Source organism: Thiomicrorhabdus chilensis DSM 12352, assembly GCF_000483485.1.
GTDB lineage: Bacteria > Pseudomonadota > Gammaproteobacteria > Thiomicrospirales > Thiomicrospiraceae > Thiomicrorhabdus > Thiomicrorhabdus chilensis.
The window spans coordinates 1,910,032-1,932,192 of sequence record NZ_KI519609.1 but is presented as its reverse complement, the minus strand read 5'-3'; the positions used below and the strand labels follow the sequence as shown (position 1 = coordinate 1,932,192).

19 protein-coding genes and 1 other RNA gene are annotated in these 22,161 nt (G+C 50.0%); 18 read left to right on the top strand and 2 right to left on the bottom strand.

The window, feature by feature from the left end:
* Window positions 1–91 precede the first annotated feature (91 nt).
* On the bottom strand, window positions 92–910 hold the full coding sequence (locus B076_RS0109240) for a class I SAM-dependent methyltransferase (protein ID WP_038150523.1): 819 nt from the start codon (window positions 908–910) through the stop codon (window positions 92–94).
* 199 nt (window positions 911–1,109) lie between these two features.
* Between B076_RS0109240 and B076_RS0109235 the strand changes: the two genes are divergently transcribed.
* Window positions 1,110–2,381 (top strand): D-alanyl-D-alanine carboxypeptidase/D-alanyl-D-alanine-endopeptidase, encoded by a 1,272-nt coding sequence (locus B076_RS0109235; protein WP_157753548.1) that lies wholly within the window; start codon window positions 1,110–1,112, stop codon window positions 2,379–2,381.
* A 56-nt stretch (window positions 2,382–2,437) separates the two neighbouring features.
* On the opposite strand, the gene B076_RS0109230 is transcribed toward B076_RS0109235, so the two are convergent.
* A complete protein-coding gene (locus B076_RS0109230) occupies window positions 2,438–2,656 on the bottom strand; it encodes a YjfB family protein (protein WP_028487058.1) in 219 nt (72 codons plus the stop codon).
* 127 nt (window positions 2,657–2,783) lie between these two features.
* Here B076_RS0109230 and rnpB point away from each other — a divergent pair.
* The 17 genes from rnpB (at window position 2,784) to folA (ending at window position 22,093) form a co-directional block, all read left to right on the top strand.
* Window positions 2,784–3,166, top strand: an RNA gene (gene rnpB, locus B076_RS13120) — RNase P RNA component class A.
* A gap of 611 nt (window positions 3,167–3,777) precedes the next feature.
* Window positions 3,778–4,236 carry a division/cell wall cluster transcriptional repressor MraZ gene (gene mraZ / locus B076_RS0109220; RefSeq protein ID WP_028487056.1) on the top strand — a complete coding sequence of 153 codons (459 nt, stop codon included), beginning with the start codon at window positions 3,778–3,780 and terminating at the stop codon, window positions 4,234–4,236.
* Entirely contained in the window at window positions 4,236–5,195 is a 960-nt protein-coding gene (rsmH, locus tag B076_RS0109215) for a 16S rRNA (cytosine(1402)-N(4))-methyltransferase RsmH (RefSeq protein WP_084205751.1), read from the top strand. Before mraZ ends, rsmH begins: the two co-directional genes overlap by 1 nt.
* Window positions 5,196–5,284: 89 nt before the next feature.
* A complete protein-coding gene (gene ftsZ, locus B076_RS0109210) occupies window positions 5,285–6,520 on the top strand; it encodes a cell division protein FtsZ (RefSeq protein WP_028487054.1) in 1,236 nt (411 codons plus the stop codon).
* 85 nt (window positions 6,521–6,605) lie between these two features.
* A complete protein-coding gene (ftsL, locus tag B076_RS12615; protein WP_084205750.1) occupies window positions 6,606–6,944 on the top strand; it encodes a cell division protein FtsL in 339 nt (112 codons plus the stop codon).
* Window positions 6,934–8,868, top strand: a complete 1,935-nt coding sequence (locus B076_RS0109200; RefSeq protein ID WP_038150521.1) for a peptidoglycan D,D-transpeptidase FtsI family protein — start codon at window positions 6,934–6,936, stop codon at window positions 8,866–8,868. The genes ftsL and B076_RS0109200 overlap by 11 nt, the downstream gene beginning before the upstream one ends.
* Before the next feature lie 18 nt (window positions 8,869–8,886).
* Window positions 8,887–10,464, top strand: coding sequence for a UDP-N-acetylmuramoyl-L-alanyl-D-glutamate--2,6-diaminopimelate ligase (locus B076_RS12610; RefSeq protein WP_051347280.1), 1,578 nt, complete (start codon window positions 8,887–8,889; stop codon window positions 10,462–10,464).
* Complete coding sequence (locus B076_RS12605) at window positions 10,465–12,006, top strand: UDP-N-acetylmuramoyl-tripeptide--D-alanyl-D-alanine ligase (RefSeq protein WP_245566347.1); 1,542 nt, start codon at window positions 10,465–10,467, stop codon at window positions 12,004–12,006.
* A gap of 3 nt (window positions 12,007–12,009) precedes the next feature.
* Complete coding sequence (mraY, locus tag B076_RS0109185) at window positions 12,010–13,092, top strand: phospho-N-acetylmuramoyl-pentapeptide-transferase (protein WP_028487052.1); 1,083 nt, start codon at window positions 12,010–12,012, stop codon at window positions 13,090–13,092.
* A gap of 81 nt (window positions 13,093–13,173) precedes the next feature.
* A complete protein-coding gene (gene murD / locus B076_RS0109180) occupies window positions 13,174–14,526 on the top strand; it encodes a UDP-N-acetylmuramoyl-L-alanine--D-glutamate ligase (protein WP_028487051.1) in 1,353 nt (450 codons plus the stop codon).
* A 2-nt stretch (window positions 14,527–14,528) separates the two neighbouring features.
* Entirely contained in the window at window positions 14,529–15,701 is a 1,173-nt protein-coding gene (ftsW, locus tag B076_RS0109175; protein WP_028487050.1) for a putative lipid II flippase FtsW, read from the top strand.
* Window positions 15,698–16,777: an undecaprenyldiphospho-muramoylpentapeptide beta-N-acetylglucosaminyltransferase gene (murG, locus tag B076_RS0109170; RefSeq protein ID WP_028487049.1), complete on the top strand. Its 1,080-nt coding sequence runs from the start codon at window positions 15,698–15,700 to the stop codon at window positions 16,775–16,777. Before ftsW ends, murG begins: the two co-directional genes overlap by 4 nt.
* A gap of 32 nt (window positions 16,778–16,809) precedes the next feature.
* Window positions 16,810–17,589 carry an SDR family NAD(P)-dependent oxidoreductase gene (locus B076_RS0109165; protein WP_038150520.1) on the top strand — a complete coding sequence of 260 codons (780 nt, stop codon included), beginning with the start codon at window positions 16,810–16,812 and terminating at the stop codon, window positions 17,587–17,589.
* A 179-nt stretch (window positions 17,590–17,768) separates the two neighbouring features.
* A complete protein-coding gene (locus B076_RS0109160; protein ID WP_028487047.1) occupies window positions 17,769–19,799 on the top strand; it encodes a methyl-accepting chemotaxis protein in 2,031 nt (676 codons plus the stop codon).
* Between the two features lie 149 nt (window positions 19,800–19,948).
* A complete protein-coding gene (gene lgt / locus B076_RS0109155) occupies window positions 19,949–20,761 on the top strand; it encodes a prolipoprotein diacylglyceryl transferase (protein WP_028487046.1) in 813 nt (270 codons plus the stop codon).
* A gap of 13 nt (window positions 20,762–20,774) precedes the next feature.
* Complete coding sequence (locus B076_RS0109150) at window positions 20,775–21,608, top strand: thymidylate synthase (RefSeq protein WP_028487045.1); 834 nt, start codon at window positions 20,775–20,777, stop codon at window positions 21,606–21,608.
* A complete protein-coding gene (gene folA, locus B076_RS0109145; protein WP_028487044.1) occupies window positions 21,605–22,093 on the top strand; it encodes a type 3 dihydrofolate reductase in 489 nt (162 codons plus the stop codon). Before B076_RS0109150 ends, folA begins: the two co-directional genes overlap by 4 nt.
* Window positions 22,094–22,161 lie beyond the last annotated feature (68 nt).

The following is a 22,161-nucleotide window of genomic DNA, read 5'->3' as shown; positions in this document are numbered from 1 at the left end:
AGAGCTTACCTAGCAATCAAGTTAACGCGGGTTTAAATGGCGTTTGCAAACTGAACAGGCCTGTTCATTTTTTATGTTAATCCAACCTGAATCAAATCAAACCGGCCGCCTTCAGGGCCTTAATGGAATAAATGTCGTAACGGGTGTTGGGGCTTTTGATTTCTGCATTGGGTTGAATGCCTTTTATGGTTGGGGCTTTGGCGGGGCGTTTGACCACCACGCGTTTGTTGGCGGTTCTCAGGGCCGCGTCCAGCAGTTTCTCGCTATCCATGTCCGGCCCCAATAATTGTTGCAATACCTTCATTTCTTTTTTGGCCGATGCCGCTTTTTTCTTGTCCGGATACATCGGATCCATATAGACCACCTCAACTTGAGGCTGTTGGTTTAACAGGTAGTCGGCCGCATCGGCATTAACCAGTGACAGTCTGCCGACAATCTCCCGCACATCGGGGTCGAGATTTGACGCATTGAGGGCTCTGTCCAACGCGTCTTGCAGTAGCGCGGCAACAATCGGTGAACGTTCGACCATCACAACCCGGCATCCCAGTGTGGCAAACACAAAGGCGTCGCCGCCCATTCCAGCGGTGGCATCCAGTACACTGGGTGTGTTTTCTCCGCTGATGCCGATGGCGCGTGCCAAAGGTTGGCCTTTGCCTCCGCCAAATTGGCGACGATGGTTTTTTTTGCCGCTGATGAAGTCGATGCTCACCGGGCCGCTGTGCGAAGAGAACAGTCCTAGTTTGGGTGCCTCTTCAGGGCATTGGTTCTTGTAATGATACCAGTCGAGTATCATCTGCTCGCCGAGCTGTTTTGCAGGAGGCGGCGTTGAAATTAAGGGTAACCCCAAAACCTTGCTCAGATGGAGTGCTTGATGCGGACAAAGATGTGAGCAGACAGTGATTTGGGTCATGGTTAATGGCTGAAAAGTGATTTAATTGGCTTTATTATCGCTTATCTCGAAAAACTGGGTGAACAGATTTTGATCGATGAATGAGGGCTTTTTAGAAGTGATTGCGAAATTGGCCGGGCTATCAAGTAAGATAGTGGGCTGTAATTTCAATTTTAGACAGGTCTGATTTAAGCATGACTGATAGGGATGGAAGGGTATTGTGTCGATTCGAATGATGGGGCTGTTTTGTGTGCTACTGGGCGGCCTTTTGGTGGCCCCGGTCAAGGCGGGCGAGAGTTCGGTGATAGGGCTGGAGGCCTTGCCGGAATTGGCTGATATGGCCCAGTCAGGGCTGCTTCTGTTAGATCATCAGGGGCGAGTCATTAAAGTCAAAGATGCGCAGAAAGCCTTTGTGCCCGCTTCGACCACCAAGCTGGTGACCGCATTTCTGGCCTTGTCGCATTGGGGAGAGCAGCATCGTTTCAAAACCGATTTTTTTGTGCGCAAGCTAGGTGATGGTCATCAGCATGACAATAAAACGATGCTATATGTCAAAGGCTATGGTGACCCGTTTTTGATTTCTGAGGAGCTGACGGAGGCCGTCAGACAGATCAAGCACAGGCTTTTCAGTGAAGGTATAAAGTCGATTGACGGCATCGTCCTTGACACGGGCTATTTTGCCGATTCTCTGGTGCTCCCGGGTACCGGGCACAGCGACAACCCTTATGATGCAATCCCTTCAGCGATTGCGGCCAACTTCAATACGCTGTTTTTACGTAAAGACAACGGGCGCGTGCTTTCTGCGGAGGAGCAGACGCCTTTGACGCCTTTGGCGCGGACGTTGGGGCAGCATAAGGTGAAAGATGAGTTACGTTTCAATACCGGCGATGATCCCAAGACCGGGCAACGCTATTTTGCGGAACTGCTGGCCACATTGCTTCGTCAGCAAGGCGTTCAGGTTGGCCAAACTATTGACTGGGGTGGGGTGGATTCACAGTGGCCAAGGCTTTATCGGCACTATAACCAGCACACGCTGGCTGATATCGTGCGTCCGATGATGCGGTATTCGACCAATTTTATCGCCAACCAGCTGGCGTTGATGCTCAGTGTCGAGTTTTATGGCGAACCAGCGACCGAGCGCAAGGTGGCGCTTATGTATGCTGAACAACTGGCCAAACATTTCAATTGGAACGGCGCTTTGATAGAAGAGGGTGCCGGGTTGTCGCGCCAAAACCGCCTAACGCCGCAACAGCTGGTGGAGGTGCTTGAGGTGTTTCGACCTTGGAAGCATCTTTTACCGGAAGTGGAAGAGAAGGTGTTTGCTAAATCCGGCTCTCTGATCGGGGTCAGCGCCTTGGCTGGCTACATAGAGCATCGCCAGGATTGGCTCCCGTTTGTGTTAATGATCAATCAGCAGGTGCCTTATTATCATTACCGTAATAAGGTGGCGCTCACCTTAAGCAAGTCATTGGCTGGCAATGACGGCGATTAATTGAATGTGAGCAGGCCTGCTCATATTTAAGAAGTTTTAAGAAGTGGCGTGAATTTTTAAGCCTGGGTGTTGATATGGTTGCCCAGGTTGTCCGGCAGGCCTTGAGTGCTTGTCGCCGTGCCGGCTGGCGTTGGCAGGCTGGCTATCAGGCTTAAGGCATTGCTTGCCTGGGTGTCGATGGCTTTTTTCAGCACGGAAACCTGAACCTGTTCTTGGGTATTGACCTGTTGTTGGTGTAGGGCGGCGGAAACCGCGGCATTGGCTGAAATCTGCATGTTTTGTGACTCATTTGAGGAAATCTTTCAAGGTTATCGGCCAGTATCTTGAAAGCTTGAATGGTCGCTCGGATTTTTATCTAATTAATGGACTTTAAGTGTGAATTCGGGTACTGTACGCCACGCAAAAGTGGGTTGGACAATCGCGGAAGTTTTTGGCTTCGGAGGAAAGTCCGGGCACCGCAGAGCGGGATGCCAGCTAACGGCTGGGCGGCGTGAGCCGATGGACAGTGCAGCAGAAAATATACCGCCGATGGCGTCTTCGGACGAACAGGTAAGGTTGAAATGGTGCGGTAAGAGCGCACCGCGCTTCTGGTAACAGAAGTGGCAGTGAAAACCCCATCCGGTGCAAGACCAAATAGGGAAACAACGCCACTGGTTCGCCAGTGACATCGTGTGGCTCGCACGAGTTTCCGGGTAGGTCGCTTGAGGAGAGCAGTGATGTTTCTTCCAGATGAATGATTGTCGCTCTTTGGAGTACAGAACCCGGCTTACAGACCCACTTTTGCCCATTTTCCCTTCTTTATGGTTGCCTATCAACCATTTTGGCCGAGGCGCCCAGCTCCTGTTTTTATTCTTGTGTCAGTTGGCGTTCTGCGTTTTTCAGTCCACCTGTTTGAGTGCTGGCCGTTTTGTTTCCGAATGCTCTTTTGATGGTTTTGATGTGCATTTTTTAATGTTTTTTACTGATTTTTCGCTTTCAATTAAAAAAAACAATGGCGTTTTTTTGATTTTTTTGAAAAATTAGGGAAAAAACACCCCAATGCCTTAAATCAGGCCGTTCAACCCAGCCTACCCATCCTATGTAGTGTTTTTATTTTCATCTATTACTATATGTTGTGTCTATAGGGTTTTTTGCCCATTTTCATGAGTTGTCTTTTTTAAATTAACCCCTTGTATAAAATACTTAAAATAATACTTATCTTTATGCTCCTAACTTATTGAATTAATGTCTTTATTAGAGGTGTCTAATATGCGCCTTGGGTTTTCTGTAAGTATCGGTAAGTTATTGTCCTGTAATGAAATTTTAGTTTTTAAGCGCTCTCTCGGGGTTGACAGTGGCGGGCAAGAACAATATAGTGGCGACAAGTGGGGAAAAGTGGCGAAAAGTGGAAATTTAAATGTTGTTTTTTCGGGGAATCAATTCAATCAATATCGATGCGAAGGGGCGTTTAGCGATCCCGAAGCGCTATCGTGAGTCGATTTCCGAAGCCAGCGAAAATCAATTGATTGCCACCATCGACCTGCACAGCCCTTGCCTTCTTGTCTACACCCTGGATGAGTGGGAAGTCATCGAACGAAAACTGATGTCGCTTCCCAATGTGGATCCTCAAGCACGTCTTTACCAGCGTTTGTTATTAGGGCATGCCTCGGAGATGGAGATGGATTCCCAAGGACGTGTGCTTTTACCTAGCCTGCTGCGTGAGCACGCCAAGCTGGAAAAAGCCGCAATCTTATTGGGGCAGGGGAATAAATTTGAACTTTGGTCGCAAGAGGCTTGGGATGCGAGTCGTCCGGATATGTTGGATACCGCTTTGTCCAATGAGATATCCGAATCGCTTGCGAGTTTGAGTCTGTAATGTCTGAAGGCGAAAAAGGGACAGCCATGGAAGACAGTCAGCAGATACATTATTCGGTTTTATTGAAAGAGTCCGTGGAAGGTTTGGATATCCGGCCGGATGGGGTTTACATCGATGGAACCTTTGGGCGCGGCGGACACAGTCGGGCGATTTTGGAACAGTTGGGGCCAAACGGCCATTTGATCGGCATCGACCAGGATCCGCAAGCCGTTGAGTATGCGAAACAGAATTTTCAGGATCCAAGGTTTGAAATTCAGCACGGCAGTTTCGAGAAAGTGGCGGAATACTGTGAAGCACGAGGCTTGAACGGAAAAGTGGATGGCTTGCTGTTGGATTTGGGTGTCTCTTCGCCGCAGCTGGACGAGGCCGAGCGTGGGTTCAGTTTTATGCGCTCAGGGCCTTTGGATATGCGCATGAATCCGCAAGATGGGTTGAGCGCCAGAGAGTGGTTGAAACAAGTCGACGAGCAAACTTTGGTGAAGGTGCTCAGACAGTATGGTGAAGAACGTTTCGCCGGAAGAATCGCACGAGCGATTAAAGAAGTCAGTGAAAAGGACGCACTGCAGACCACTTTGGATTTGGCCGAGCTGGTGAAAAAAGTGTCGCCTAAAACAGAACGTAATAAACACCCTGCAACGCGTACCTTCCAGGCCATACGCATTGCAGTGAATAAAGAGTTGGATGTGCTGAAGACCGTGCTTGAAGCCGCCGTGGCGATTTTAGCACCAGGAGGACGCTTGGCCGTCATCAGTTTTCACTCTTTGGAAGATCGAATTGTAAAACAGTTTATTCGGGATCAGTCCACCATGAAGGATTTGTTCCCAGATTCACCGATACAGTTGGAAGTGATTGAGCCGGTTTTGAAAAAAGTCGGCAAACCCATTTTTCCAACCGAAGAAGAGTGTCGGTTGAATGCTCGGTCACGCAGTGCTGTATTGCGCATTGCGGAACGTTTGTAGTCAAGGTTGGGGCTTGTGTCAGGGAGGTTAAATTTTTGGCACAAAACACAACACCATCATTATCATGCTGATTAAGGGGAATCGTCGTCATGAAATTTGTAGGAAAAGAAACCACGCCAGTCCGGACACCTGGCATGCCTGTCATTAAAGTGATTGGTCTCGGCGGAGGCGGCGGCAACGCTGTCGACTATATGGTGCGCTCAAATGTTGAGGGTGTCGAATTTATGTGTGCGAATACCGATGCGCAAGCCTTGGCCAACTCTCAGGTGGCCACTTGTATCCAGTTGGGTTCGGGCGGCTTGGGTGCGGGTGCCGATCCGGAGCGCGGCGCACAAGCGGCTAAAGAAGACATCGACCAAGTAAAGGAACAGTTGAAAGATGCCGATATGGTGTTTATTACCGCTGGCATGGGTGGCGGAACCGGTACCGGTTCGGCACCGGTTGTGGCGCAAGCGGCGCGTGAAATGGGGATTTTGACCGTTGGTGTGGTCAGTCGTCCATTCAGTTTTGAGCGCCGCCAAAAGATTGCGGATGAGGGGATTGATGCCTTGTCACAACATGTGGACTCTTTGATTACCGTTCCAAACGACAAGTTGTTGAAAGTGTTGGGGCGTGACTTTGTTTTGGCTAAAGCTTTTGATTATGCCAATGAAGTGTTGCACGGTGCCGTTCAAGGGATCTCTGAGTTGGTGACGCGTCCGGGTATGATCAACGTCGACTTTGAAGATTTGCGTACCGTCATGACCGAACGCGGTATGGCGATGATGGGCGTGGGTCACGCCACAGGTGAAGACCGAGCCATCAAAGCGGCAGAAAAGGCGATCGCCAATCCGTTGCTGGAAGACATTTCGGTTTCCGGTGCGCGAGGGCTGTTGGTCAACATCACCAGCGGTTTGGACTTTACCTTGGGTGAATTCAATGAAGTGGGTGATGTGATTGACCAGGTCGCCGCCGGCGATGCCAAAGTCATCATCGGGACTTCAATCGATGAAACCATGCAGGATGAAATTCGTGTTACGGTAGTGGCAACAGGGCTGGAAGAAGCGGGTGCCGTGGCTAAAAAACCAGAAATGGTCAAGCCGAACTTAACCGCAGTGCAAGCCAATAAAGAAACCGCTGAGCCGGTTGCGAAGCCGGAGGCCGTCCAGCCTGAGGCCGCGCCACAGCCAGTGCAGCAAAGCGTTAAATTGGAAAGCGCAGCCAAAGCGGTTCAGGAAACCGAAGTGGAGCGTCCGAAGATGGTTGCAAACGGTGGTTTAGCCGGCAGCTTGCCGAATTCGAACTACCTTGATATCCCTGCGTTCCTAAGACGCCAGGCGGACTAGAGTTTATCCGGCCAGCTTTGTTCAAAAGAATATTTTTTGAAAATGAGCAGGCCTGGTAAGTTCGGTCTGTAGTCCGGTAACGGATATGTTAAGAAGATTCCCCAAGCCCACACACTTGAATTTATTCGGGTGGCGTGGGTTTTTTCTTTTCAGCTTGCTGCTGGTGATATTGCTGACTCTGTTGGCGATTGTTCAGGTGCAGCATGAAATCCGTCATACAGAAACCGCCTATTATCTGGCGTTGAAAAAAAACATTGAAGCGAAAGAGGAATGGGGGCGTTTGATGTTGGAAAAAACGCATCTGAGTTCCCCCGCCCGAATTGAACAGATTGCTCAATCCAAATTGAATATGGTGTTTGAGAAATCTCAGAAAAATCATAATTTGCAGACTATTTATTTACAAGAAAAGCCCGATGAACTCTAAATTGCGCCGTGATAAGGTGGTGTTTGCACTGATTGTTTTAGGCTTTATGGCCGTTCTTGTGCGCGCTTTTTATGTGCAAATTCTGCAATCTTCGTTTCTTCAGGAGGAGGGCAGTAAACGTCAGGTCAGGACAATTGATATACCAGCACCTCGAGGTACTGTCTACGACCGCCACGGGGATCTTCTGGCTTTAAGCACGCCGATGGCCTCTGTATGGGTGGACGCCAAGGTGATGTACAATTATCAACAGTCCTATGTACGTTTTTTGCAGTTAATGGGCCTGCAAGAATCTGAGTTGAGGAATTTAGCTCAACGGAACCGCCATAAAAGACTGAGTTTTATTCGCCAGATTCAGGATGCCAAGCTTGTTGAGGCGGTCGAAAGTCTCGAGTTACCGGGGATTTATCTGAAAAAGGTGGAGATGGCTCTCACTCCTAAAGATGCCGGAGCAGTCATTGCCATAAGCTCGGACTCTCCATCCGTATGGGTGGATGGTGAGCAGATGTTGGGCTATCAGCAAGCCTATTCCAAGTTGGCCACTCTTCTGGAAATTCCTTCAAACCGAATAGCAGACAAAGTCAAAGCGTTTTCAAAACGTCGATTCGTTTACCTGAAACGTTCGATCGAACCGCAATTGGCGAAACAGATAGAAGACTTGAACCTCTACGGCGTATACATTCAGGATGAATATAAACGCTATTATCCAGCGGGTGAGATCAGTGCTCATTTATTGGGTTTTACCAATATCGATGATCATGGTCAGGAAGGCTTGGAGCTGGCCTATGAAGATTGGCTAAAAGGAAAACCGGGTCAGAAACAGGTCATTAAGGATCGTGCCGGAAGGGTGATTGATTTCGTTAAGGATGTGGTGCCAGCCAAATCCGGTTCGGACATTACCTTGAGCTTGGATAAGAATATTCAGTTTTTTGCTTATCGTGCCTTGAAATCAGTGATGGTCGAACATCAAGCCAAATCGGCGAGCTCGGTGGTCTTGGATGCTAAAACCGGGGAGATTTTGGCGATGGTGAGTTTGCCAGGATATAACCCCAATGACCGCGCCCAGCTTCACGGAAGAGCCATTAAAAACCGCGTGGTGTCCGATCTGATTGAGCCTGGTTCTACGGTAAAGCCCTTTATCGTGGCCAAAGCGCTGGATGCCGGCGTAATCGAAGTGGATGAAAAGATCGACACTCATCCCGGATCAATTAGGGTGCAGGGCTATCGCATTACCGACACGCATAATAACGGGGTCTTGACACCGGTGGAGATTATTCAGAAATCGAGTAATGTCGGGGCGTCCAAAATCGCTCTCAAATTGACCACCGAACAGGAGTGGCAGTTATGGAAGGATGTGGGCTTCAACCGAGATAGCGGTTTGTATTTGCCAGGGGAAGCTTCCGGTTATTTGAAGCCGGTTTCGCAGTGGCAGGAGCTTGATCAGGTGTCGGCGTCTTTCGGCTATGGTTTCAGTGTGAACCTGTTGAATCTGGCGCATGGCTATTTGATGTTTGCCAATCAAGGAAAGATCATGCCTTTGAGTCTGTTTAAGCTGGACCAGGCTCCGCAGAAACAGCAGGTGGTCAAGGCTGAAGCGGCTGATGCGGTCTTGTCGATGATGGAGAAAGTGGTCGCTCGAGGCGGAACCGCGCCAAAAGCACAGATATCGGGTTACCGGGTGGCGGGCAAGACCGGAACCGTGCATAAGACCAAACAAGGCGGTTACGAACAGAACCAGTATTTGTCGGTGTTTGCCGGAATTGTGCCGGTGTCGGACCCGGATATGGTGATGGTGACGGTAGTGGATGAACCGGGCCGCGGTATCTATTATGGCGGCTCGGTGGCGGCCCCCGTGTTTAAAGAGGTCATGCAGCAGGCTTTGAGATTGCGCAATGTACCACACGATCAGACGCTGGATTCGCTTTAGCCGCATGGAGTTAGGTAGATGAAAACAACCCAAGCGATGGCCGATTTTTTAAATGCCTTAACCGAGGTGGTTGGGTTTTATGGACAGGCTTGTGGATCCTTAAGGGTCAGCAATCTGTCTCTGGATTCAAGGAGTATACAGGCGGGGGATGGGTTTGTTGCACTTCAGGGGCAGGTTCAGCATGGGCTTGATTATTTACCGTCCGTGCTGGATGCGGGAGTTCACTGTATCATCAGTGACCGACCGTTAAATGAAAATGAGCAGGCCTGCTGTGAGGCTTGTTCCAATCCACCGGTGGTGATGGTGGTGGCCGGACTGGGCAGGTTTCTGGGGCAATTGGGAGATTGGTTTTATGACTCACCCAGTCGCTTTATCAAAGTGATCGGGATTACCGGAACCAATGGCAAAACCTCAAGCGCCCATTATGTGGCGCAGCTGTTATTGGCGAGCGGTCAAACGCCTGCTCTGATCGGTACTTTGGGCAATGGAGTGATTCAATACAGTTTGGATGAACTGAAGGCCACTGCCAATACTACCCCGGATGCGATTATGGTTCAGCGTTTGCTGTCTGAATTCAGGCAGCAAGGTGTCAATTGGGTGGTGATGGAGGTTTCCTCCCATGCCTTGGAGTTGGGCCGTATTGAAAAGCTGTCTTTTGAATGCGTGGCCTTGACACAGATAGGACGTGATCATTTGGACTTTCATGGCAGTGAGCAAGCTTATCATGCGGCCAAAGCCAAGCTCTTTACCGATTATGACAGTCGTTTTCAGGTGTTGAACAACTGTGACTCTCTAGGGCAGAAATTAAAAGCAGTTTTGCCCAACGCCTTGCTTTATGAGGATTGTTCGCAGACTGTCATAGAGGGGCAGGAGCAATGCCGTGATGAATTGCCTGGCAATTTGCAGTGTCAACGCAGTGATTTGAAGCTGGAAGGCATGGAGCTGGAGTTGGTTTTTGAGACCGCACATTGTCGAACAGACGTGCCTTTGATGGGACGGTTCAATGTTGAAAATGTTTTGTGTGCTGTCGGCATTATGAAGGCCTGCGGGTTTGATTGGCCGACCTGTTGCCAAGCGCTTGGCAAACTCAGGCCGGTCAAGGGGCGAATGCAGATTGTGGCCAGCCATCCGACTGTGATCGTGGATTTTGCACATACGGCTGAAGCTTTGCAGCATGTGCTAACGGCGATTCGCCAGCACTTAGGGGGTGAAGAGGCTGGCAGCGGCGGTGGCGATTTGTGGGTGGTGTTTGGTTGCGGAGGCGATCGTGACACAGGCAAGCGTCCATTGATGGCCAAGGTGGCCGAAGACGGTGCGGATAAGGTGGTGCTGACCAGTGATAACCCCCGTTACGAAGATCCGCAGGCTATTGCACAACAAATCATGACCGGCTTTGTGAAACCGCAAGAGATTAAGGTGCTGCTTGACCGCAAACAGGCGATTCAGAAAGTGATGCGCTCGGCAAAACCTGAGGATTTGGTATTGATTGCCGGCAAAGGGCATGAAGCCTATCAGGATATCGAGGGTGTCAAACAACCGTTTAGTGATGAACAGGTGGTGATGGATTGGTTGCGGCAGAACCGGGATGGGGTTTGAGTGCAAAAAGAGCATCCACAGAATGTATTGGCGTTTATGCAGAGGCAGTTGAGGAATATGGAGTTTTCATCAAAACAAGATCCTATGGATAATGCACGACAAGATTCAGACGAAGCGGGCTTTTATTGGACGCTTGAAGAACTGTTGCAGGGTGCGGAGGGCACGTTGCTGGGCACGTTGGCTGAGCTCGGCAAGGTGCATTTTGACAGTATCAGCACCGATACGCGAACCTTGCAGCCCGGCGCGCTCTATATTGCCATCAAAGGCGAACACTTTGACGGTCATGATTTTGTGTCCGAAGCTGTCAAGCAAGGCGCCGCCGCCGTATTGGTGTCCGAAGCCGTTGACACCATTGTGCCAGGCGTATTGGTGGAAGATACCCGGCTGGCATTGGGGCAGTTTGCGCAATGGCATCGTCGCCGGATGCCATTGAAAAAGTTGATCGCCATTACCGGCAGTAACGGTAAGACCACGGTCAAGGGCATGCTGCTTAATATATTTTCCGAAGTAGGCCGAACGCTCGCCACTCAGGGCAACCTGAATAACGACTTTGGCGTGCCTCGCACCCTGTTGGAGCTGCGCCCCGAGCATGAATACGCCATTATCGAGATGGGAGCCAACCATCTCAAGGAAATCGAATATTTGAGTCTGATGGCGGAACCGGATATTGCGTTGCTCAATAATGCTTCCGGTGCGCATTTGGAAGGCTTTGGCAGTTTGCAGGGCGTGATTGAGGCAAAAGGGGAGATTTTCCTTGGCCTGAACCGTTTGAATCAGGGCGGGGTGGCTGTCATTAATACCGATTCGCCAGGATTTGAATACTGGCTGTCACAATTGCAGCACTTAGAGGTGGAGCGGATATGGCGTTTCGGTGAATCCAAGCTGGCCGATGTCTGTCTCAGTGATTACCAAAGTCTTGGGGATCGAATTGGTTTCGATTTGCTTGTGAATCAGCAGAAACAAACGGTTACAATGCCGCTTTTGGGAAAACACAATGCCCTCAATGCGGCCGCTTGTGCAGCGGTTGCTTTGGCTGCTGGACTTGACTGGAAGTTCATTCTGACAGGCCTGCAGAATTTCAGCGGCGTGGCCGGGCGTTTACATAAAAGACAAATTGGCCAAGGCTGGCTGATTGATGACAGCTATAATGCCAATCCCGAATCGGTTAAAGCCGCGATTCAGACCTTGTCCTCACTGCCGGGTGAATCCATGCTCTGTTTGGGAACTATGGCCGAGTTGGGTCTTGAGAGCGCCGCATCCCATGCCATGATTGCAAAGTACGCCCGCAGCCAGGGATTGAAGTATTTATTTGTAACCGGTGATGCGACCCGGAAGATGCCGTCTTTGTTTGGCGAAAAGAGCGAATGGTTTGCCGATCATGAAAGGATGGCACAGCAGATTTTGCAGAGGATATTATCGGGTGAGGTCGATAATGTCCTGGTCAAAGGTTCGCGCAGCGCAAAGATGGAGAAGGTGGTCGAGTTGATTCAGCAAGGACTGAGTCGACACGGCCATACAAAAGATGAAGACACCAAAGGATAATCAATGTTAATTTACTTGACCGAGTACCTCCAGCAATACGTCTCAGGGTTTGGTGTATTCAGCTACATTACCATGCGCGCCATCATGAGTGTGTTGACCGCCTTGATCATCTCTTTTTTGATCGGCCCTCCGATGATTCGTTGGTTGACGCGTCTTAAAGTCGGGCAAAGCATCCGCTCCGATGGCCCGCAAACCCATTTGGTGAAGTCCGGTACGCCCACCATGGGCGGGACCTTGATTCTGTTCTCGATTTCCATTGCGGTATTACTGTGGGGTAATTTGAGTAACCACTATCTGTTGGTGGTGACCTTGTCGATGTTGGGCTTTGGCATCATCGGGTTTATTGATGACTATAAAAAAGTCGTTTACAAAGACCCGAACGGCATGCGCGCCCGAACCAAATATCTGTGGCAATCCATTATTGGGTTGCTGACGGCTTATGCCTTGTTTTCGTTGGCCACGGTGCCGGCCGAAACGCAGTTGCTGATTCCGTATATGAAAGACACGGTCATCGAGCTGGGCGCCTGGACCATTCTGTTGAGCTATTTTGTGATTGTCGGCACTTCCAATGCGGTGAACCTGACCGACGGGCTGGATGGTTTGGCCATTATGCCGACGGTCATGATTTCCGGGGCACTGGGCGTCTTTGCCTATCTGTCAGGGCACGTCTATTTTGCTGATTATTTAAATATCCCCTACATTCCGGGTGTGGGTGAGATGACCATTTTGGCGGCCGCGCTGGTAGGCGCCGGGCTTGGCTTTTTATGGTTCAATGCCCACCCGGCGCAGGTGTTCATGGGGGATGTCGGCTCTTTGGCGATCGGTGCGGCTCTGGGCGGGATGGCGATTGCCGTCAAACAAGAGTTGGTACTGTTTGTGATGGGAGGCATCTTTGTGGCAGAAACCCTGTCGGTGATTTTACAAGTGGGGTCTTTCAAACTCAGAGGAAAACGTATCTTTTTGATGGCGCCTTTGCACCATCATTTTGAGCAGAAGGGTTGGCATGAATCTCAGGTGATCGTGCGGTTTTGGGTGATCACTATTATTTTAGTTCTGATCGGCCTGGCCAGTTTGAAAATTCGCTGATTGGCGAAAAAGCAAGCGTCCGAAAGGGCTGGGTCGAGATTGGAAAATCGTTAGGGTTAGACGTTAGGAAGCGGACAGAAGATGTATTTAGTAGCAGGATTAGGTATAACCGGGCAATCCGTTTTGAGATATTTTCAGGCGCAAGGAGAAAAGTGCTTTGCGTATGACACGCGCTCGGAGCTGGACGTCAAACAATTGGCGGCTCAATTCCCCGCGGTGGCGTTTGCGACCGGGCATGTGCCCACGGCGTGGGTCAGTCAATTTGAAACCATTGTGCTGAGTCCGGGAATTGCCAAGTCTGAACCTTGGGTGCAGCATTTATTGAAACTCGGTAAACAGGTGGTCGGTGACATTGAGCTGTTTGCGCGTGCAGTAGGCAAGCCGGTGATCGGCATTACCGGGTCAAACGGCAAGAGCAGTGTCACTACGCTGACAGGCAAGGTTTTGGAGCAAGCGGGATATCAGGTTGGGGTAGGCGGAAACCTGGGAGAGCCGGCACTTGATCTGCTGATGGATGCAACCGAATACGACGTTTATGTTCTGGAGCTGTCGAGCTTTCAATTGGAAACCACTTATTCGCTGCAAACGATCTCATCAGCCGTGTTGAATATTTCAGAAGACCATATGGACCGCTATGATGAACTTGAAGATTATATCCAAGCCAAGACCAAACTATTTGAGCATACCGAATGGGCGGTCCTGCCTGAAGGTTTTGCCGAGCAAGGGGTGATTCATCACTGTCCGGTGGTAAGGTTTGGGTTGAGTGAAGGCTTTATTCACAGTGCCAACGATTATGGTTTGCTCTGGCAAAATGAACAGGCCTGGTTGGCAAAGGGCCAAACCCCGTTGGTAAAAGTCTCGGATATGGCCTTGCAAGGTAAACACCATCAATTGAATGCCTTGGCGATGATGGCGTTATGTGAACCCTTTGATTTGCCGCCTCAGGTATTTGCAACCGTGTTGAGCGAATTTAAGGGCTTGCCGCATCGTACCCAATTGGTGGTTAATTATCGCGATATCGAGTGGATTAACGATTCCAAAGGGACCAATGTCGGGGCGACTTTGACCGCGATTGAAAGCATTGGTCAGCAAGCGGCTCATCGTCACGGAAAGGTGATTCTGCTGGCAGGCGGAGTCGGAAAAGATGCTGATTTCAGCCCGCTGCAGCCGCCGGTGCATCAGTATTGCCGGCAGGTGATTCTGTTTGGACGTGATCGACAGAAGCTGGCCGAGGCTTTACCACACGAGGCGGTAATCCAGGTTGAAACCCTGGCCGAAGCCGTGACAAAAGCCACGGAATTGGCCCAGCTGCATGACAGCGTTCTGTTGTCGCCGGCTTGCGCCAGTTTTGATCAGTTTGACAACTATGCACAGCGCGGCCAAGCTTTTGAAACCTACCTGCGTGACTGGATTCTGACTCAGGAGAAGGCATAAGAATGCTCAAACGTTGGCGGCAGTCTAGTCAGGATTGGCCAATCGATTATTGGTTACTGGGGCTGATCAGTGTATTGATGGTCATCGGCTTGATGATGGTGGCATCCAGTTCGGTTGCCATCAGTGAAAAACGTTTTGCGGATACCAGTCATTATTTTATCCGTCAGTTCATCTCCTTGGGATTGGGCTTGGCGGCCGCCTATGTTCTGTTTCAGATTCCCCTCTCTTTTTGGCAAAAGCACCGCGGTAAACTGTTTCTTTTTGCCTTGTTCTTGTTGATTATGGTGCTGGTTTTCGGACGCGAAATCAACGGCAGTAAGCGCTGGTTGCCGCTGGTGGTGATGAACTTCCAGCCTTCCGAATTCATGAAATTGGTCATCGTCATTTTCATGGCGGGTTATCTTGATCGCCACGCCTCTGCGGTCAAAGAGAGTTTTGAGGCGGTGATTCGTTTGGCGCTTCCGTTTGGGGTCATGGCGATTTTGCTATTGATGGAGCCGGATTACGGGAGTACCTTTGTCATCGCCGTGGTGATTACCGGAATGTTGTTGATTGCCGGCGCGCCGTGGCGTTACTTTGTGCTGACCGTGTTGCCGATGGCCAGTCTGCTAGCGGTTTTGGTCATCATCTCGCCTTATCGAATGGCCCGTGTCAGCAGTTTTTTGGATCCTTGGCAGGATCCGTTTGGCAGTGGCTATCAGCTGACACAAGCCCTGATTGCATTAGGCCGCGGCGAGTGGAGCGGAGTCGGAATCGGTGGAAGTGTGCAGAAATTGCTTTATTTGCCGGATGCGCACACCGATTTTCTGTTTTCGATTTATGCCGAGGAGTTCGGCTTTATCGGAGTTGTCTTTTTGGTGGGGCTCTATTTATTGATCCTCTACCGGTTGTTTCGAATCGGTCGTAAGGCGTTTGACAATGAAGCCTTTTTTGGCGGGATGGTCGCTTACGGAATTGGAATCTGGATTATTCTGCAGGCGATGATCAATATGGGCGTTAACATGGGCGCCTTTCCAACCAAGGGGCTGACCCTACCGTTTATGAGTTACGGGGGGAGCAGTCTGTTGCTGCTGATTGCCGCCATGGCGATTGTATTTAGAGTCGATTACGAAACCCGTCGAACCATCAATCGCAACCCGCAAACGGAACCCGCTGCCGATAAGGAGGCTGTATGAAGTCCAAAAAAACCAAAGTCTGTATTATGGCCGGCGGTACCGGCGGTCATGTGTTTCCGGGCATTGCCATTGCGGAAGAGCTTCAAGATCACGACGTGGAAGTTTGCTGGATGGGAACGCAAGGCGGTATGGAACGGGATTGGGTGGAGCGCGCGATGATCCCTTTTAAGGCGATTTCCATTAAGGGTTTGCGTGGCAACGGCCTGATTGGCTGGCTAAAGGCGCCAATCAATGTGACTCGTGCTTGCTGGCAGGCAAGGACTATTTTGCGTGAACAGAAACCGGATTTGGTATTGGGAATGGGGGGATTTGTCTGCGGCCCCGGCGGTTTGGCTGCGAAAACCTTGGGCATTCCTTTGGTGGTGCATGAGCAGAACGCCATACCCGGATTGACCAATAAATTATTGGCGCCCTTGGCGGCCAAGGTCATCACTGCTTTTCCACAGTCTCGTATTCATGGCGAACACGTAGAGAGGCTTGGTAATCCGGTGCGTGCCGGTCTCGAAGAGCTTTCAGTGGTTGCAGAGCATACACCTTGTCGTTTGCTTGTATTGGGTGGCAGTCGAGGGGCCTTGGCTCTTAACGAAACCGTTCCCAAGGCTTTGGCCTTATTGCCCGAGGAGATACGTCCGAAAGTAATCCATCAAACCGGTGAAAAAACTTTAAATCAAGCGCAGAAAGCCTATAGCGAGTCAGGGGTTAAGGCTGAAGTGGTGCCGTTTATCGATGACATGCGACAAGCCTATGAAGCGGCAGATATGGTAATTTGTCGTTCTGGTGCCTTAACCGTCAGTGAGTTGATGGCCACGGCGCGCCCGGCCATTATGGTGCCGTATCCTCACGCAGTAGATGACCATCAAACCGCCAATGCGCAGGTGTTGGTGGATCTGGATGGTGGAGAGATCATTCAGCAGAATGACTTGACGGCGAGCGGATTGGCGTTGGTTTTAAAAGAGTGGTGTGAGAACCCCACAAAGCGCATGGCGGCCTCTCAGAATATTCGCAGCGGAGCTCCAAGCCAGGCCACCCAGAAGATTGCCAAGCTATTATTGGCCATCATCAAGGCCCAGAGCTGACAGTTTAAGTAATACAGATAAGGTGATTGGATATGCAGGGATTGCAAGGTAAACGAGTTCTAATTACAGGTGCTTCCAGTGGTATTGGCGCTGGCATGGCCAAGGTACTGGCCAGAGAGGGCTGCCGGCTGGTGCTGCATTACAATCAAAACGATTCGGGCATACGGCAAACGCTGGCAGAGGTTGAAGCTCTGGGGGCCAAAGCGCAGGTTGTACAGTGTGATTTCCGCGATCTGTCAGCCATTGCCGGTTTTTTCAAGCAGGCCTGGTCATTGTTCGATGGTTTGGACGGTTTGGTGAATAATGCTGGAGTTGTCACCAAGACGACGGCAGTCAACGACTCTTCTGGTGAGCAGTTTGCTGAAACTTTGGCGGTGAATTTACAGGCTCCCTATCAAATCAGTACCGAATTTGCCCAGGCCTGCATTCGGGCCGATCAGCCAGGCGCTATCGTCAATAACAGCAGCATTCACGGCCAGGCAACCTGTGAGTGGTTTTCCGCTTACGCCGCATCTAAAGCCGGTCTGGATGCGATTACCAAGGTTCAGGCGGTTGAATGGGGGCGCCATGGAATTCGCGTCAATGGTTTGGCACCGGGCGTCGTACCGGTAGAACGCACCTTTGATATTCTACTGAAGCCCGAGATGGAGCAGTACTGGTCTGAGCGAATGCCAGCAGGCCGATACGGCAATGTCGAAGAGATGGGTGAAGCGACCGCTTATCTGCTGTCGGATGTGACCTCATGGATGACCGGGTCGATACTGACCATCGATGGCGGGCTGATTGCCCGGGGCAATTATCCTTTACGCTGATCATCAGATCGGCACTCTTTGCCATAATAGGTATTTTTGACTATTCTTTTTGTCTTCTGCAGATTTACGGATTTGATGAGGCGGCATTCTTCTGAATTGTAAGGTCAGTTTTTAATTGGCATTTAATTTGCTTGTAAATTCCAAATACTTTTAACTGTCAAAATAGTGAAGAATACATTATGCGTTCATTTTTACAGAATCTAACAATCAAGCAAAAAATGCGCTTCGGCTTTGGAGTCATTTGGACAGTCTTGGCGATCATCACCTTGCAGGCGGTCATTAACCTCTATCTGGTTCGGCAGAATGTTTCGGTGGTGGTCAATGAGAAGCAGCCTGTTGCCATTGGCGCGTCCGAATTGGCTCTGTCGTTAGAGAAAAGTATGAACGCTTTGAGCATGTATATGTTGACGCATGACAAAGAGTTGCTTGCCGCTTATCAGGCAGGATTTGCCCAAGTGATTCAGGGTGTTCAAAAAGCCTCGGTATCGATTCGCGTCAACGGAGACAGTGATCAACAGGTGCTTGAAGCCTACGGCCTGATCGAGAAGAAGTTGGATCAATTGCCGGGTCTGGTTGACCAGCTTGTGGAATTGCAAGAGGATCGCAGCAAGAAGTTTCCGGCTTTTCAGTATGTGAACGAACATATGTTGAGTTTGGCGAATAGCATGCAGAATCAGATCAATATGATGGTTGCATCGGAATTGGCGTCTTTGGAGCCAGAACGTCAAGGGGTGTTGACCGATCTTTTGAATATGCAGAAAAGCTGGTTGAATGTAGTTTCCAATGTCCGTGGTTATGTGGCGTTCAGAACCGAAGAGATGGCTGAGTTGACGGAAGGTTATTTGAATACCACGGAACAGATGATCAACCGTCTGAACTCCCAGGAACGAGTTGAACTCACTTTGGAAGAAGAGGATGGTTTAATCAAAGTCTGGGAAGTGTATCAGGCCTATCGAGAGCATTTCATGCAGCTTAAGAGTATTCATCAGGGTGAGAAATGGCGAATGGACACCTGGCTGATGAAGAATGAGATTGAGCCGATTTTCCAGACTTTGGATAATGAGTTGGTTTCCATTTCCAACGCCGCGACTAAAGAGATGGTCGAGGTCAGTCAATCGGTGGTGGATTCAAGTTTTTATAACATCGTGTTTGTATTGACGGTTTCTATCCTGGGGCAGATTCTGGGCATGTTGGTGTCGCGCCGTGTGACCTATGCGGTGGTCGATCCGATTCAGCAGGCGTCCGGTGCGATGAAAGCGATTGCCGAGGAAGACGGCGATTTAACACAGCGTCTGCCGGTAAAAGGCAAAGACGAACTGGCGGATCTGTCGAGGTATTTCAACCAGTTTATCGAAAAGATTCAGGTCATGTTGAAAGAGGTGTCGCAGACCATCGAAGAGTTGGAGGTCTCATCTCAAGCCCTGCTGGAAATCACTCATGAAACCAAGGAGGGCACGCAGCAGCAGTTGGCTTCTTCACGTCACCTGTCTGAAGCAATGGTGGATATGACCAATAAGGCGAAAAGTGTAGAAGATCATTCACACAATACCTCAAGAGCGACACAGCAGGCCGCCTCCAGAGTGAAAGAGGGCGGCAGCATGGTCAAGGGGACCGCTAGCGAGATTCAGAACTTGTCTGAAGGTATGCTGGCCATGACCGAGGCGGTTTCTCAGCTGCGTAACGACAGCGAGCAGATTGGAACCGTGGTCAATGTGATTCGCGAAATTGCCGAACAGACCAACCTGCTTTCTCTGAATGCGGCCATTGAGGCGGCCCGTGCCGGCGAACATGGTCGTGGCTTTGCGGTCGTGGCCGATGAAGTTCGTGGCTTGGCGCAAAGAACCCAGGAATCGACGCTTAAAATCGAGAACATCATCGACAAGATCCGTCAGGCCACGTTGTCCACCGTGGAGATGGTGCAGCGTAGTCAATCGGCAACCGAAGCCAGTTGTGAGGCGGTTTACGCTTCAGAGCAGGCGTTGAATCCGGTGACCATTTTGATGGATGACATCAATCAAATGAGTGAGCAGATGTTCAATGCCGCGCATTCACAAAGCCAGTTGGCGCAAGAGATCAATTTGAATATCAGCCAGATTCATGCGGTAAGCGAAAAGGCCGCTTTGGGGACCGAAAACACCGAGTCCGCCGGGCATAACATGCAGGCCTTGGCCGATAAGCTCGAGACATTGGTGCATCAGTTCAAGATCTAGTCTGTACCCGCCTGTCATTCTCGACAGGCCTGTCCGTTTCCACTGGATTGCTCGCTTAATTCCAATTTATGAAAATCGGCAGGCCTGTCTAATGCGTCTCATAAGGGCTTCTGTTATGATGTTCAGGTTCCTAATATCTGAGAATTCTTATGTGGCATTATCCTAATCTCGACCCGGTCGCTCTGGACTTGGGTTTCTTTCAAATTCACTGGTATGGTTTGATGTATCTTTTGGCCTTTTTGCTGGGCTGGTGGTACGGTGTCTGGCGTGCGCGGAAACTGGTGGACTGGACAACCGAGCGGGTTGGCGATCTACTATTCTATATCGCCATGGGCGTGATTCTCGGCGGACGTATAGGCTACATCCTGTTTTACGATTTGGCTTTCTATCTGGATCAACCAATGGCCATCTTCCATGTCTGGCAAGGGGGAATGTCGTTTCATGGCGGATTGATCGGGGTCACGCTTGCGATGTGGCTGTTTGCGCGTAAAGTCAATCTGTCATTGTTCCAGGTCGCAGACTTTGTCGCACCCTTGATTCCAATCGGCTTGTTGACCGGTCGAATCGGCAACTTCATCAATGGCGAACTATGGGGAAAGGTGACCGATTCGCCTTTAGGCATGGCGGTATACGATCCATCGCTTCAGCAGGTGGTGGTTAAATACCCGACCCAGCTTTTGGAAGCCTTATTGGAAGGGGCGGTGCTCTTTATTCTGTTGGCCTGGTATGCCAACAAACCCAGACCGGATGGCGCGATAGCCGGTTTGTTTTTGCTGGGCTATGGCGTGTTCCGTTTTTTTGTGGAGTTCTATCGCATGCCGGATGCGCACATCGGCTATTTAGCCTGGGATTGGTTGACGATGGGGCAGGTGTTGTCCTTGCCGATGATTCTGGCAGGAATTGGATTGATGGTTTGGCGTTACTCCAATGCCAAAAAACAGATCGTTTTTTCAAACAACTAAAGATTTGAGTTTTATGAAACAGTATTTAGAGCTTCTTAACCACATTATTGAAAACGGCACCGATAAAGGCGATCGAACCGGCACCGGAACGCGTTCCGTATTCGGATATCAGATGCGCTTCGATCTTCAGCAAGGGTTTCCCCTGGTGACCACCAAAAAACTGCATTTACGTTCCATTATCCATGAGCTTTTATGGTTTCTGTCGGGGGATACCAATATCAAATACCTCAAAGACAACGGAGTGCGTATTTGGGATGAATGGGCGACCGATTCGGGTGATTTAGGCCCTTTATACGGCAAGCAGTGGGTTGCTTGGGAAAAGCCTAATGGTGAAACCATTAATCAGATTGCCGAAGTGGTCGAGACACTAAAAAACAACCCCAACAGCCGCCGCATGATTGTGACTGCCTGGAATCCTGCCGATTTGCCTGATGAGTCCATGAGTCCGCAGCAAAATGTGGAGCAGGGGCGCATGGCGTTGGCGACCTGTCACGCGTTTTTTCAATTTTATGTCGCCAACGGACGACTCTCTTGCCAGTTGTATCAGCGCAGTGCCGACACCTTTCTAGGAGTGCCTTTCAATATCGCCAGTTATGCGCTGTTGGTGCATATGATGGCACAGCAGATCGGATACGATGTAGGGGAATTTATCTGGACGGGAGGGGATGTGCACCTGTACAACAATACCTTGGAACAGGCTAAAACCCAGTTACAGCGAGAACCTTATCCTTTGCCCAAGTTGCTGATCAAGCGCAAGCCGGAGAGTATTTTTGATTATCAGTTCGATGACTTTGAAATTGTGAATTATGAATCCCATCCCCATATCAAGGCCAAGGTGTCGGTATGAAGATCGCCATGATTGCCGCTATGGCTAAAAACCGAGTCATCGGTTTGGACAACGAAATGCCCTGGCATCTGCCAGATGACCTGAAGTTTTTTAAAGCCAAAACCACCGGAAAACCGGTGATTATGGGACGTAAAACCTTTGAATCGATTGGTTCCAAACCTTTGCCTAATCGTCCGAATATTGTTATCAGTCGCAACTCTGAATTGGAATTAAATGGCGTGACTGTGTTTGATTCCGTTGAGTCCGCCTTGGCGACGCTTAACGACTATGAAGAGGTTATTATCATGGGAGGTGGTCAACTGTATTCTCAGATGCTACCTTTTGCCGACCGTCTGTATCTAACGCTGATAGATGCTGAAATTCAAGGTGATACCCTGTTCCCCGATTGGCGTGGATATGAATGGAAAACAGTCGAGCTGGCAAAACATGATAAAGATGAACGGCACGCCTATGCGTTTGAGTTCATAACATTGGATAAAGTCTGACTAAAAAAAATTGATGATGTGTCTCTTGTCGCTTCTATAGAATGGCCCGTAGCCTTGTAAAACAAGGC

Bases quoted from the DNA above. Each gene is read 5' to 3' on its own strand.
- B076_RS0109240 (WP_038150523.1), bottom strand. From the start codon at position 910: ATGACCCAAATCACTGTCTGCTCACATCTTTGTCCGCATCAAGCACTC.
- B076_RS0109230 (WP_028487058.1), bottom strand. From the start codon at position 2,656: ATGCAGATTTCAGCCAATGCCGCGGTTTCCGCCGCCCTACACCAACAA.
- mraZ (WP_028487056.1), top strand. From the start codon at position 3,778: ATGTTGTTTTTTCGGGGAATCAATTCAATCAATATCGATGCGAAGGGG.
- rsmH (WP_084205751.1), top strand. From the start codon at position 4,236: ATGTCTGAAGGCGAAAAAGGGACAGCCATGGAAGACAGTCAGCAGATA.
- ftsZ (WP_028487054.1), top strand. From the start codon at position 5,285: ATGAAATTTGTAGGAAAAGAAACCACGCCAGTCCGGACACCTGGCATG.
- ftsL (WP_084205750.1), top strand. From the start codon at position 6,606: ATGTTAAGAAGATTCCCCAAGCCCACACACTTGAATTTATTCGGGTGG.
- B076_RS0109200 (WP_038150521.1), top strand. From the start codon at position 6,934: ATGAACTCTAAATTGCGCCGTGATAAGGTGGTGTTTGCACTGATTGTT.
- B076_RS12610 (WP_051347280.1), top strand. From the start codon at position 8,887: ATGAAAACAACCCAAGCGATGGCCGATTTTTTAAATGCCTTAACCGAG.
- mraY (WP_028487052.1), top strand. From the start codon at position 12,010: ATGTTAATTTACTTGACCGAGTACCTCCAGCAATACGTCTCAGGGTTT.
- murD (WP_028487051.1), top strand. From the start codon at position 13,174: ATGTATTTAGTAGCAGGATTAGGTATAACCGGGCAATCCGTTTTGAGA.
- ftsW (WP_028487050.1), top strand. From the start codon at position 14,529: ATGCTCAAACGTTGGCGGCAGTCTAGTCAGGATTGGCCAATCGATTAT.
- murG (WP_028487049.1), top strand. From the start codon at position 15,698: ATGAAGTCCAAAAAAACCAAAGTCTGTATTATGGCCGGCGGTACCGGC.
- B076_RS0109165 (WP_038150520.1), top strand. From the start codon at position 16,810: ATGCAGGGATTGCAAGGTAAACGAGTTCTAATTACAGGTGCTTCCAGT.
- B076_RS0109160 (WP_028487047.1), top strand. From the start codon at position 17,769: ATGCGTTCATTTTTACAGAATCTAACAATCAAGCAAAAAATGCGCTTC.
- lgt (WP_028487046.1), top strand. From the start codon at position 19,949: ATGTGGCATTATCCTAATCTCGACCCGGTCGCTCTGGACTTGGGTTTC.
- B076_RS0109150 (WP_028487045.1), top strand. From the start codon at position 20,775: ATGAAACAGTATTTAGAGCTTCTTAACCACATTATTGAAAACGGCACC.
- folA (WP_028487044.1), top strand. From the start codon at position 21,605: ATGAAGATCGCCATGATTGCCGCTATGGCTAAAAACCGAGTCATCGGT.